This is a genomic window from Kitasatospora sp. NPDC001660, assembly GCF_053596725.1.
This window is the reverse complement of record NZ_JBSFGU010000031.1, coordinates 1-13,446: the sequence shown is the minus strand read 5'-3', so window position 1 is coordinate 13,446 and position 13,446 is coordinate 1. Positions and strand designations below refer to the sequence as shown.

Sequence of the window (13,446 nt, the reverse complement as noted above, 5' to 3'; positions counted from 1 at the left end):
GAGGCGTGCTGTGCAGCTGGACTGATTGTCAATATGTTGCCGGCCCGGGCTGGCAGTTGATGGATTGCAGGCAGGTGTTACCGGACGTGTTCGGAGGCATCGTGGTCGATGGTGCCGACGGCTGCGACGGCCCCGACGGCGTGGTCGACGGTGTCGACGACTGCGACGACTGCGACGACTGCGACGGCGCTGACGGCCCCGACGGCCCCGACGGTCCCGACGGTCCCGACGGTCCCGACGGCGTGGTCGACGGTGTCGACGACTGCGACGACTGCGACGGCGTTGACGGCTGCGACGGCGCCACTGAAGTGGTGCCCTGCGAAGGTCCCGCCGACTTCTGACAGTCGGCTACGGCAGCAGTCCACCCCTGCCCGAAGTTCACCTGGTAGGCCTTCGCCCTCTCATCCGCATCTTTCCGTTCCTGACTATTGGGTGGCGCCTTCTTTATCGCATCGGCAAGGTCGGCCGGAAGCCCTGATTCGCTACCAGGCGGGGCTTTCGGGACTACTCCACCCGCGGCGCAGGAACGTTCGCCGGCAGTGAACCCCGCCGTGTAGCCGTAACCGCCCTGGTCCCCGCTCTGTGACGGGGCCGCTACGGTTACCGCGCCCACCGGGGAGAGGGCGGGCCTCGCCAGGGCCGTGCCGGCACCGCCGAGGAGCGTGGTGATCGCCACTACGGCGGCTGCGGTGAGCCCACCCGCTCGCTTTACCTGTTTAAGCCTGGATCCTTCAATAGACATTTCAATTTCCATCCTCATCGGTCTTTTTTCATCCAGTTCCCTTCTTCAAGCTATGCCACGGCGTGCGGTGCCGATAGGCCTGGTGGCCTCCGATCCGCGAGTGGTTACGACTGCAGGGCGGGGGTGTTCCTGATGAAACTGTCGAACCCCAGCGGGGGGCGCCCGAGCAGCTCGGCGACGTCGTTCGTGGCCCGGTCGTACCGATTCTCGCGGTGCAGCCGCGCCATCGTGGCGATGTGCTCGAAGACGTGGGGCGGCAGGTCCTGCTCCTTGAGGTCGCGTTCCAGCCAGTCCTCGTACGGCACGTCGACGTAGGTCACGGCACGTCCCAGGGCGGTGGAGAACTCGGCCGCGATGGTTGCCATGTCCCGGGAGCGCGCTGCGGTCAGTTCGTAGACGCGGCCGGACGGCGGAGCCGGGTCGAGCAGGAGACGTGCGATGACCTCCGCCACATCGGCTGCGGCGACCGGCGAGGTCCGGGCGGATCCGAACGGGAGGCGGATCGTGCGGTCCCGCAGGATCGAGGCGACAGCGACCCGGGCGAAGAGCGGATTCTCCATGAACACCGTGGGCCGGACATGGACGACCGGCACCCCCGACCAGTCGAGGACGTGCTCGGCCAGCCAGTGCAGCCGCTGCTGCCGGGATTCGGCATCGCTGGTGAGGCTCATCTGCGAGACCGTCATCTGCGAGATGCTCACCAGCAGTTCGAGACCGTCACCTTCCCGGGCGGCCGCGGCGACCGTCGTCGCAGCCTCCAGGTACGCGGGCGACACGCTCATCCCGAAGTAGGCCCGGCGGCAGCCCGCCAGGGCCTCCACCACGTCGGCGCCGCGTGTCAGATCGCCGACCACCACGTCCACGCCGGCCATGGCCCGCAGAGCCGAGGCCCGTTCGTCGTCGTGGTGTACAAGGGCCCGGACCGGCACGCCCTCGGCATGCAACCGGTCGAGGACCGTTCGTCCGACTCCGCCGACGCCGCCACCAACGCCGGTGACAAGGATGGACTGGAAACGCATCGTCGATCGCCTCCTGCTCTTCCGGACCGGGCGTTCACGGGTCCCGGGCGGGGTGTGGGTCGGGTCGTGAAGGCTGCGCACGGCGCGCGTCCGACGACGGGCGTCGTGGCCGGCAACGTGGTGCCGTCGCCGAGATCCACCCCCGCACCGGACCCCGCATCGACCTCGGTCTTACGCGGACGCCAGGTGCGGGGGCACTTCGCCACCGAGTAGGCTGATCAACTGGGCGAGCAGAGCGTCGAGTTCGCGACCGACGTCGGAGATCCGCTCGTCGTGGCTCACCGTCGAGGGTCTGCATCGTGACCCGGTCGGCCGCGGCGTCGAAGACCATCCGCCGGTCCGGGCGTGTGAAGGGGCTGAACACGATGTGCTCCCGGCCCACATCCACCGTGATGACCTGGTCGAACGTCCGCCCCGCCGGCCAGCCCTTCGATGCCCAGATCGGGCCCCCGATCGAGATGTCGACCTTCAGTCCGCGCACGGTGTTCCACAGTCCGCGGCCGCCGGCCGTGGCGATGGCCAGGTCGAGCAGTTCGTCGGTCATGGACCACACTCCTCCGGTGGTGTGCACCTCCACCAAGGTTGACCGAAGCTCTTGGGTGTCGCACGCGGCGCTGGACGTCAGGCGTCCCGGGGCCGGATTCCCGGGCGGTGAGGTGGCGCCCTCGCTGTCGGAGCACCGGCACGGATCGGGTCGCCCCGCAAGTCGGGTTGGAGTTGCGACGCGGATCGAGTACCCGCAGGCTGTTTATCTGGTATGCGGCCATGATGACGCGAAGAGGAGACCGGCTTCGCGATCCCTGTCGTCGCTCCGGGTCCCCGTCGTCGCTTCGCAGTCCCCCTCGGACTCCGCGGCAGATGTCCTCTCGGCGGCACGTGCCACGGACTCCCCTCTCGATCCCCAGTCTCCGCTGACCGCCTGGCCCGCAGCGGCCTAAGTGATGCACCCGAATGGTCCGGGCATCCGATATGACCACCGGTTGTCACAGCCTGCCACCAGCGAGAAGGAGCCACCGAAACATGAACGGAAAGCAGAAGACACTCGCCATCCTGACGGGAACCGTGCTGGCGGCCGGACTCACCAGCCCCGCCTTCGGGGCCGCCTCCCCCGCCGCTCAGTCACCGACCGCGAGCGCCACCGCTGCGGGGACCGGAACGTCGGTCGTGGACTGGAACCGCGCGCTCATCACCATCCTGAGCGATCCCAAGGCCCAGCCGCCCACCGTCCACCCCACGCGAAGCTTCGCGCTCCTCCAGGCCGCCGAGTACGACGCGGTGGCATCGATCACCCGGACCGATCCCACCTACCTGTTCTCGGTGCCGGCGCCGCAAGGCGCCCGTGCGGACGTCGCAGCGGACCAGGCGGCCCACGACGTGCTGGTCGCGCTGTACCCGGCCGAGCGCGCGAGCGTGGACCAGCAGCTGAACAGCGAGTTGTCCGCGATCACCGACGGCGCCGACAAACAGGCGGGCATCGACGTGGGAGCAGCCGTCGCCGGCCAACTGATCAGCCTGCGCTCCGGTGACGGGTCCTCGGCCACGCCGCCGCCGTTCACCCCGGGCACCGCGCCCGGCGACTACCGGCTCACACCGCCCGACTTCCCCGCACCGGTGTTCACCAACTGGGGCTCGGTCAAACCGTTCGTGCTGACGAGCGGGAACCAGTTCCGCCCGGCGGCGCCGCCGGCCGTGGGCACCCCCGAGTACGCCGCCGCCCTGAACGAGGTCAAGAGCCTGGGGAGCAAGACCAGTACCACCCGCACCGCCGATCAGACCGCGGCCGCGACGTTCTGGGCGGCAGCCCCCGTCTGGAACGTCTGGAACCAGGTCGCGCAGGACCTCGTCACCTCCCAGAACGCGAGCCTGGAGCAGGCGGTGAAGGTCTTCGCCCGGCTCGACCTGTCCCTCGCCGACACCGCGATCGCGATGTACGACGCCAAGTACGCCTACCACGTGTGGCGGCCCGTCACCGCCATCCAGCTCGGCGACACGCACTACAACCCGGGCATCGTCGGCGATCCCAACTGGACCCCGCTCCTGCCGACCGCCCCGGACCCGTCCTACCCCGGCGCCCACGGCGCTCTCAGTCAGGCCGCGGCGACGACGCTCGCCGGATTCTACGGCGCGCAGCACCAGCTCGCGGTGACCTCGAAGGGCGTCACCCGAACCTTCGCCGGATTCCAGGACGCCGCCACCGAAGCGTGGCTCAGCCGGGTCTGGTCCGGCCAGCACACCTCCATCGACAACGGTGCCGGTCAGCAACTCGGCACGCAGGTGGCAGATTTCGTGGCACAGCATCTGTGACCGCCCGCACCCGCACGGCGTGAACGCCCCGTGATGAGCAGCCGACTGTACCCGACGTGTCGGATACAGCCGGCTCCTCGTCACGCAGGCGCCGGTGGGATCGAGGGTTGGCTGTCCCGGTCGGCGACGAGGCGACGGTCCAGGGCCGTGCGGGGGAGCGGGCGGCCGTCGAGGAGGCCGAGGGTCACCGTCGGACCTCCAGGGCGACGGTCGGGCTGTACTGGCAGCGGCCGAACCACATCACCTTGGCCAGCGCCCAGTAGGCGCCCTCGTCGAGGTCCTCGGGGGCGGTGATGTCGAAGGCGATGGCGGAGGATCTCCCGGCCGCGACCGCGAAGCCTCGCACGGGGGCCTCGATCGCCTCCCAGGTGCCCCAAGGGGAGACGACTTGCAGCTCGCCCCGGATCTCGCTCCGGGTGCGGTTGGTGAGGGTGAGAGCGAGCGTCGTTCGGCCTCCGGGGGTGAGGTGGAGCGTCTCATGGGACGCGGCGACCTCCAGGCCGGTGTCTCGGCCTGCCTCGGCCTTGGTGCCCTGGGTGGCCGCCCGATCCTCGGGGGTCCCCCCGGGGACCGGCAGCAGGTCGGGCAGGTCGCCGACGGCGATCGTCACCACGTCCTCGATCTCCTGGCCGTCGTACGTCAGGCGCACGGCGGCGAAGTACAGGCCCGGCCCGGCGTCCGTCGGCGGCGTGAGGGCGACCGGGAAGCGCACGTGTCCACCGGCCTCCAGGCGGTACGGGCGGCTGCCGAGGCTCGTCCGCCAGCCCGCGGGCGGCAGGACGACGGCCGTGCCCTCGACCGCCGCGTCCCGCAGGTGGGAGGAGAGCACCACGGACACCTCGACCGGCTCCCCCGCCGACCGCAGCAGGCCGGGCGACGCACCGACGGACACCGGCAGGTAGCCGAGCGGTGCCGGGCCACGGTTGTGCAGCCAGTAGCGGGCGTGGACGGGCTGGGCGGGCTCCGTCACCGGGCCGAGGGCCGGGCCGTCGGAGGAGGAGGAGACACCGGGCGACGCCAGGAGGGTGGTGATCTGCGAGCCCGCGAGGTCGAGGCGCTCGACCGGCCCGAGCGGGCGTTCCAGGAGGTCGGCGTGACGCAGCTCGCCCAGTCCCAGTGCCCCGCCGAGCTGCACCTCCCGTCCCAGTCCCGTCGACTCGACGAGGCGGAGCGTGACTTCGGGTCCGACCTCCGCCGCCGAGCCTTCCGCGATCGGGTTCCCGGCCGGCTTCAGGGCGCCCAGCAGCACCTCGCGCTGCGGCTCCACGCGCAGCCACGACAGGGTGGACGGCAGCGGGCCGTCCTGAGCGGGCACAACGCGTCCGTACAGCGGGTGGTTGAACTCCTGCCCCTGGGCGGGCAGCGCCTGGGCCCGCCAGTCACCCGCTCCCCCGACCAGCGCGTAGTCGAACTCGTGCGTCCAGTGCTGGAGTTGGAAGGATGAGCCGTCGGGGAGCGTATGCCGGGGCGGGTCGATCCAGACGCCGGACGGCCAGCCGGTGCAGGAGCGCATCAGCGACAGATGCAGCGCGCCGGTCGCGTCCACCGCGAAGCCTGGGAGGCCGAAGCTGAGCAACGCGACGGTGTGATCGACGAGTTGCTCGGAGGAGGTGTCCGGTGTAACCGCCTCGATCGTGGCGTCGGCCAGATCCGCCGCCAGCGCAGCAGGATCCGTGACGACGAGCGCCGGGAGCGCCCGCAGATCCCGCAGGTCCGCGCCGGGCCGCCAGACCTCGGCCAGGGGCGACTCGGCGGGCACCCAGACAGCACCCTCGGACCTGAGCACGCTCGCGTACGACTCACCTGCGCGATCGAACAACCCCCTTGCAACGGCATTGACTTCCGGCCCGCCCACCACGATCCGGAAGTCCGGCAGGTTGGAGTCCACGTCCAGCCACCCGTACCGGGCCCAGTCGGCCCCCGAGGTCGTGGCCGTGACGCCGACCCGGGCGAGCGCCACCACGAGTCCGCGCACCTGAGCGGCGTCGTCGAGCCCGGGCACGACGACCTCGGCCACCCCCAACGCCCGTTCGCCCAAGGGTGATCCAGCCGGGTCGCGCAGCACCGCGCGCGCCGTCGCGCCGAGGCCGAACCAGGTGTTGGCCGGGTTGTCGAGCGTCCACGGCGCCTCGGCGGAGTCGACGTCCGGCATGGCGAAGCCGCGCCCGACGACCGCGCCCGCCACCTCGCTGACCGGCAGCGCGCCGGGCAGGTCGACGGGGAAGCGCAGCCGTAGCAGCCGGTCGGCGCCGGAGTGGTCGACCACCCGGGTCCGGCAGTCGACGCGGTCGAGCCCGCGCCACAGCGTCACCGTCTGCTCGTAGCGGACCTCGTCGGCCGTCCCCGTGATCACCAGCCGCTCCCCGAGCGGGCCGGCCTCCCGCCGGACGGCCGCGGTGCCCGAACCGGAGCCGACCACCGGACCCTTGGGCACGAGGTGCCACGGGCCCTCGCCGAAGTCCGGGTGCTGCGGGTACTCCTCGTAGACGCGCAGCTCGTTCCCGATCGCGCCGTCCCGGATCAACTCCCGGTCGTGCAGCAGGTCGTGGACGGAGCTGAGGCCGCCGCCACGCGAAGGGTCCGCGCTCACGCGGTAGCGTTCGTTGGCGATCGTCCACCCGTCCGACGCCGTCCAGGCATCGCCCGGCGCGCCCTCGACCAGCCGCCACGTGCGCCACCCCAGCGCCGGCACATCGACGGCGAGGAACCGCAGCGTGCCCCGGTCGACGACGCTCGGCACCTCTGTGCCGAGGGAGTCCAGCACCCGGACCGCCTGTGCCTCCGAAGGCAGCCGCACGGCGACCAGGTCCGTCCGGTCGAACGACAGCGTGTTCGTCACGACCACCGCGGACCCCGGGCCGCCGGTCGAGATCCGCCCCACCAGCGCGTCCAGCGCCGTGTCCCGCACCCCCGCCGCGAGGTCGTACGCCTCCCGCCAGCCGCCGAGCAGGTCGAGGTACACCTGGTCGGACTCGGAGCCGGTGATCGCGTCGTGGTGTGCGCCGTACGCGAGGTGGCGCCACACCTTGTCCATCGCCGCCGACGGGTACCGGCCGAGCCCGTGGACGGACGCCAGCGTGGCGAGCTTCTCGGCGTCGACCGCCGCGACCTCGCCTGCGCGCTGGGCCTGCTTGGTGTCGATGTAGGAGACGTCCTTGCCGGTGTACACCGGGTTCATGTCGCGCGTCTGCGGGCTCAAACGCCGCCCGGTGGCGGCGAGTTCGGCCCGGACGGCGTCGAGGAACTCGCGCGGGGTCGCGCACGCGAAGCGCGGCCACACGTACTTGGCCGCCCAGGAGCGGTGGATCTCGGTGACCCACTTGTTCGGCGGGGTGTAGTCCGTCCCGACCGGCAGCAGCAGGTTCCTCGTCGCGCCGACCGGCTTGAGCTTGCGGTACAGCTCGTAGACGGCCCGTTCGGCGGTGGCGAGGTCCGGCGAGGAGTCCATCCACCAGCCCGCCGAGTAGTGGTGGGGCATGTAGTGGGTGAGCACGCCGTCGCCGCTCGGAGCGATCCACTCGAACTCGCTCGGGAACTGCATGACCCGGGCGTCGTCCTTGGCCTCGCGGAAGTTCCTCTGGATCGGGCCCCACTGGTGGAACGGGCCGCGCGCCCAGGCGCTGCCGGTGAGGCCGGCGGCGGCGAGGTGGCCGGGGAACTGCGGGTCGTGCCCGAACACGTCGAGCTGCCAGGCGGTTCGGGGGTCGCCGCCGAGGATGTCGCGCTGGTAGCCGACGCCGTACACGATGTTGCGGATCGTCGTCTCGGCGCCGGTGAGGTTGGTGTTGGGCTCGTTGTACGTGCCGCCGACGAGCTCGACCTGGCCGCGCGCCATCAGCGTGCGCAGCACCTCGCGCCGCTCTGGGTGCTGGTCGAAGTACGGCTTCAGGTAGTCGACTTCGGCGAGGACGAACTTGTACACCGGGTCGCGCAGGGCGAGGTCCAGGTGCGCGTCGACGAGCGCGAAGCCGTTGCGCTCCCACAGCGGGCGGGTGGTGGCGTCGGCGGAGAGCAAGTCCCAGGGGGAGGTGTACGCGGCCTGGGTGTTCCACCAGACCGGGTCGTAGTGGAAGTGCGGGACCATGAACATCGTCCAGCCCGGTTCGGCGACCTCGACGACGGCCTCGGCCACGACGCCCTCGGCGCTCACGGTGACGGGGAGTTGGGCACCGACCGCGGCGCCCGTGATCTCCAGCGGGACTTCGACCGGCCCCGTGCCGGCCGCCTCGCCGCGAACGCCCGGACCGCTGACGGCGATCCGGGCAGCGTCGGGGCCGTCGACGGTGACCCGCAACAGCTGGCGCGGTGCGTCCTCGGGGCCGACGAACAGGTCGGTGCTCTCGACGGCGGTGATGGTGACCGGCACGGGGGTCCTTTCCAAGACAAGCGAGGGGAGGCCACTGGGTCACCACCCACCCGGTGAACGTGATTGTCCGGTACGTGCGGCTGGTCGTCACCAAGCCCACCCAGAAGGCCAATCCGGCCGCCTGCATTCACGAGTTCGAGGCCTTGGGCAATCCGGCCGGCCGGTGCGGCGCGAGGTTGCTGCCCGTCGAGGGTCCCGAGGCCCACGGGACGGTCGTGGATGCGGCCGTCGAACGCCCGTACGTCGTCGAGACCGCCTCGACGTCGATCACCGTGCAGTCCTCCGTGCCCGCGCGGTCCAACGTGCCGACGAAGTAGGCGTCGTTGGGGGTCGCGCCGAGGAACGTCCGGGTGCCGTCGGCGTTGCGCCGGTACAGCTCGTAGTGGTGGACGTCGCCGCCGGGCGCCGCCGTCCAGGAGAGCCGCAGGGACTGGCTGGAGCCGGCGACGACGTCGCTCGCGCCGAGGACGGTGAGCCCGGCGGGCGCGGCCGGTGTCTCCACCGAGCCGTCGTACACGGCGAGTTGGCCGATCCGCACGTCGTAGGAGGGGTCGGAGCCGTCGACCCGGAGCCCGATCTGGGCGATCGTACGGCCCGCGTACGGCGACAGGTCGAGGGTGTGCCGCTCCCACCCGGTACCGGAGTTGTCGCCGAGGTCGAGCGTCGTGAAGCTGTCGGGCGCGTCGGTGAAGGAGACCGCGGCCTCGAGCCTGGTCGGCCCGGCGGCCGGGGCCTTGACCACCATCGACAGCCGGGTGTCCGCCGCGACCGGCAGGCTGGTCTGGTAGAGCCGCACGGTGTTGGGCGAGTCGAGCGTGCCGGTCAGGCGCAGCGAGGAGCCGCCCTGGTAGGCGTCGGTGAAGTCGACGGACGGGGTGAGCTTGCTGCCGTCGGAGCTGACGACCCAGCGGTAGGTGGGCGGGACGTCCTGGAGCGACAGGTTGTTCCAGCCGCCGGTGGCCACGCGGGTGCCGGCGGCGTTGTAGAAGTCCCCTTGCCCGGTGTCGAAGTCGGTGACGAACGGCTTGGCCGTGACGGGCGAGGACTCGGCGACGTAACCGGCGAGGCCGGGCCAGCTGTCGGAGGGGTTGGTGTCGGAGGGGTCGCCGTTGGCGCCGACCCAGTAGCGGGCGTCCTTGGCGTAGAAGTCGTTGCGGTCGGTGGCGGACTTCCAGGTCCACTCGGGCCGGTAGAGGCCGAGCGAGGTGGTGTGCGGCTGTCCGGCCGGGAACAGGGTGTTCCAGTCGACGGTGGTGTTGTAGCCGTTGGCCTCGGTGTCGATGCCGGAGTAGAGCTCGTACTCGCTGCGGCCGAGCCGCCGGGCCAGGGTGCGGGACGAATCCAGGCCGGAGGACGTCCAGCCGAAGTTGAGGAACATGGAGTCCGAAGTGCGCTTCGAACCATCTTGCAGGAATGGGGAGTTGGCGGTGGTGAGCGCGTTCTGCCAGTTCACCGAGCCGTCGCTGGTCATGGCGTCGTACCACATGAAGTCGGTGCCGCTCTGCGCCTTGGTGTCCTGCATGAGCTTCTGCAGTTCGGCGGCGAGGGAGGAATCGCCGCCGCCGGTCTCCTGGTTGATGAACCAGCCGTCGAAGCCGTAGTACTGCGCGGCCTGGACGAGCTTGTCCGCGACGGGGTAGCGGTCGCCGGACTTCCGGACGAAGTCGCGCACCCACTGGACCTGGCCGCCGTAGGCCGCGGGTGGGAAGAAGACCGTGCCGTAGACCTTGACGCCGTTGCGGTGGGCGGCGTCCGTGACGGTCGGGTTCGGGGCGAGGATCAGGCCCTCGCCGGCCGAACCGCCCCAGAAGACCAGCTTGTCGACGTACTGCCAGTAGCCGAAGGCGTAGTAGTTGGGGTCGGCGGAGCCCTGGGAGGGATTGTTGGAGGTGGGCGCGAAGGAGACCAGGGAGGCGATCTTTCCTTCGCCCGCACGGGCGTTGGGGTTGGCCGCGAGGGACGGGTCACTGGTGCGCGGCTGGAGCGGGACGCGGGATCGGTTGAAGCGGGCGTCGGGGTCGGTGGAGGGGTCCCAGTCGAGGATGGTGCTGGGGTACCAGTACGACGCGTAGGGCTGGTTGCCGGCGGCGGCGACCTTCACCGGCGATGGCGCGGCGGGCGAGGCGTGGGCGACGGGCACGACGCCCAGCGCGGCGGTCACGAGCGCGGCGCTGAGCGGCAGGGGGAGGCGTCTTGACATGCGGTGGCTCCGATCGAGCGGAGGAGAGTGGGGGCGGGCCCGTCAGGAACGACGGCGGGCCCGGGTGCATGCGGGCGTGACGGTGCTCATCGAGGGGAATTCAACGAACATGACAGCGAACAGTGCGCAGGACCGGACCCCTCGGCGCAGCGAGGCTAAACCGGTTCAGAATTCGTGTCAACGACCTGTGCGGCAACCACCCCGACCGGTGAGCCGACCGGCCCCGGATGCGCGCCGGGCGGCGCCGTCGACTCCCGCACGGTCAGCCGCGGCGTCGGCATCTGCAGGTCCCGTCCGGGCCCGGCCTCGTCCACGACCTCCAGCAGGCTGCGCGCCACCTGCTCCCCGAGCGCGAAGGTGTCCCGGCTGAGCGCGGTGAGCGGCGGGTGGACGATCCGGGCGAGCACCGAGTCGTCGAAGGAGACGATCGACAGTTCGCTCGGCACCGCGACCCCCATCTCCCCCGCGACGCCGAGCCCGGCCACCGCCATCACGTCGCTGTCGTAGACGATCGCGGTCGGCCGCCTGGCCCGCGACAACAGCGTGCGGGTGGCCGCGGCGCCCTCGGCGTCGCTGAAGTCGGTCGGTACGGACACCGCCTCCTCCAGCCCGAGCCGGCGCGAGGCGTCGCGCAGCGCGCGGATCCGCCGCTGGGTGTGCTGGAAGTGCGGCAGCCCGGCCAGGTGGGCGATCCTGCGGTGTCCGATGGCGGCCAGGTAGTCGATGATCGAGAGCATCGCCTCCCGGTCGTCGGCCCAGATCCGCAGCTGTCCGCCGCCCTTGCCGGGCCCGCCCAGGACGACCGCGGGCAGCCCGAGTCCGTCCAGTACGGGCAGTCGCGGGTCGCGGGTCTGCAGGTCGACGACGATGAAGCCGTCGACCCGGTGCTCGGAGGCCCAGCGCCGGTAGACCTCGATCTCGGCGGCGGTGTCCTCGACGACCATCAGGTGCAGCGCGACGGCACTGGCCGAGAGTACCGCCTGGAGGCCGGAGAGCAGCTGGCCGAAGAACGGCTCGACCCCGATGGTGCGGGCGGGGCGGGCGATCACGAGGCCGACGGCGTCGGCCCGGGCGCCGCCGAGGGCGCGGGCCGCGCTGTGCGGCCGCCAGTTCATCTCCTCGGCGACCCGCAGGATCCGGGCCCTGGTCGCCTCGCTCACCCCGGGCCGGCCGTTGAGCGCGAAGGACACCGCGCCCTTGGAGACACCGGCCTGCCGGGCGATGTCGGCGATCGTCGGTCTGCCCACGGGACCGAACTCCTCTCTTGACATCCAAGTTTAGGCGGGAGCATAGTCCCTGGCATAGCTAGACCGGTTTAGTAAGTCAGGTTCTGAATTCCGGCACAATCCCCCCTGTGCACGCACCACTGCGCACTGCTGCGTTCTGGACCCCACCCACCCCTGAACCGGGAGACCTCGATGCGAAGAATCTGGGCGGCACTGACGACGACGGCGGTCACCGCCGCCGCGCTCACCGGCTGCGGGCTCGGCTCCGGCGACGGCAGGAACAGCGAGAGCGTGGCCGGTGCGGCCGCCACCGGCGAGGTCAAGGGCAAGGTCTCGCTCCAGACCTGGGCGCTCAAGCCGAAGTTCACCGACTACATGCAGGGGGTGATCGACGGCTTCGAGAAGAAGTACCCGGGCGTCGAGGTCGACTGGCTCGACCAGCCCGGCGACGGCTACTCCAGCAAGGTGCTCAGCCAGGCCGCCGCCGGCGACCTCCCCGACGTGGTCAACCTCCCGCCGGACTTCGCCCTCCCCCTGGCGAAGAAGGACATCCTCCTCGACGTCTCCAAGGCCGACCCGAAGCTCGCCGACGAGTACGTCGCGGGCGGCGTCGACGCCTACCGCTTCGCCGGCCAGGACGGCGTCTACGGCTATCCGTGGTACCTCAACACCGATGTGAACTACTGGAGTTCGGACCTCCTGACGCAAAACGGCCTGGACCCGAAGAAGCTCCCCGCCAGCCTGGACGACCTCATCGCCCAGGCCCGGGTGATGAAGGACAAGTCCGGCGGCAGGACGTACCTGATGAGCCGCAAGCCGGGCATCGGCGACCTCTACAACGCCGGCGTCAAGATCATGGCCGACGACGGCAAGTCCTTCACCTTCAACACCCCCGAGGCCGCCGCGCTGCTCGACAAGTACCGCGACGCCTTCAAGGAAGGCCTCCTGCCCAACGACGTCCTGACCAACGCCTACGCGGGCAACAGCAAGCTGTTCGACTCCGGCACCGCGGCCTGGACCACCGGCGGCGCCAACTACATCACCTCGCTCGCCACCGACAACCCGACGCTCGCCCCGAAGGTCGTCCCCTCCGCCGCGTTCAACACCCCGCCGCTGTACGTCCAGGGCGTGTCCATCCCCAAGAGCACCAAGAACCCGGCGGCCGCCGTCGCCCTCGCCCGCTGGCTCACCAGCCCCGACAACCAGGCCGCGCTGGCCCACCTGACCAGTGTCTTCCCGTCCACCAAGGCCTCCGCGAACGACCCGTTCTTCAGCAGGAGCGACGGCACCAACGCCGGCGCCGCCAAGGTGATCGCCTTCACCTCACTGGCCAAGGCGAAGATCATCCAGCCCGTCCCGGTCGACGACGCGATGAGCACCGTCATCAACCAGCAGATCGCGCTGGCGATCAGCGGCCGGACGAGCTCCCGGCAGGCGCTCGACTCCGCCGTCCAGCAGTGCGACAAGCTGCTCAAGGGCTGAGGCGTGCTCGCGCCGAGCGGTGGCAACGTGAAGGTGCTGGCGGGCGGCGGGCTGATCGAGGAGGTGCCGGAGCTCGCCCGGGACCGGCGCGAGCGCTGGTGGCGGCT

General features: G+C 71.0%; 7 protein-coding genes. 3 read left to right on the top strand and 4 right to left on the bottom strand.

Annotated features, from left to right (window positions below):
* The first annotated feature begins 5 nt into the window (after positions 1 to 5).
* Positions 6 to 341 (top strand): hypothetical protein, encoded by a 336-nt coding sequence (locus tag ACWCXH_RS27605; RefSeq protein WP_449804180.1) that lies wholly within the window; start codon positions 6 to 8, stop codon positions 339 to 341.
* A 505-nt stretch (positions 342 to 846) separates the two neighbouring features.
* On the opposite strand, the gene ACWCXH_RS27600 is transcribed toward ACWCXH_RS27605, so the two are convergent.
* Positions 847 to 1,761: an NAD(P)H-binding protein gene (locus ACWCXH_RS27600; protein WP_449804179.1), complete on the bottom strand. Its 915-nt coding sequence runs from the start codon at positions 1,759 to 1,761 to the stop codon at positions 847 to 849.
* Positions 1,762 to 2,781: 1,020 nt separating this feature from the next.
* On the opposite strand from ACWCXH_RS27600, the gene ACWCXH_RS27595 reads away from it, so the two are divergent.
* Positions 2,782 to 4,065: a vanadium-dependent haloperoxidase gene (locus ACWCXH_RS27595; RefSeq protein WP_449804178.1), complete on the top strand. Its 1,284-nt coding sequence runs from the start codon at positions 2,782 to 2,784 to the stop codon at positions 4,063 to 4,065.
* Positions 4,066 to 4,249: 184 nt separating this feature from the next.
* Here the strand turns inward: ACWCXH_RS27595 and ACWCXH_RS27590 are convergent, their stop codons facing one another.
* From ACWCXH_RS27590 to ACWCXH_RS27580, 3 genes are all read right to left on the bottom strand, one after another.
* A complete protein-coding gene (locus ACWCXH_RS27590) occupies positions 4,250 to 8,431 on the bottom strand; it encodes a glycoside hydrolase family 38 N-terminal domain-containing protein (RefSeq protein ID WP_449804177.1) in 4,182 nt (1,393 codons plus the stop codon).
* Positions 8,432 to 8,558: 127 nt separating this feature from the next.
* A complete protein-coding gene (locus tag ACWCXH_RS27585; protein ID WP_449804176.1) occupies positions 8,559 to 10,631 on the bottom strand; it encodes an endo-beta-N-acetylglucosaminidase in 2,073 nt (690 codons plus the stop codon).
* 155 nt (positions 10,632 to 10,786) lie between these two features.
* Positions 10,787 to 11,878, bottom strand: a complete 1,092-nt coding sequence (locus ACWCXH_RS27580; RefSeq protein WP_449804175.1) for a LacI family DNA-binding transcriptional regulator — start codon at positions 11,876 to 11,878, stop codon at positions 10,787 to 10,789.
* A gap of 171 nt (positions 11,879 to 12,049) precedes the next feature.
* On the opposite strand from ACWCXH_RS27580, the gene ACWCXH_RS27575 reads away from it, so the two are divergent.
* Positions 12,050 to 13,339, top strand: coding sequence for an ABC transporter substrate-binding protein (locus ACWCXH_RS27575; protein ID WP_449804174.1), 1,290 nt, complete (start codon positions 12,050 to 12,052; stop codon positions 13,337 to 13,339).
* Positions 13,340 to 13,446 lie beyond the last annotated feature (107 nt).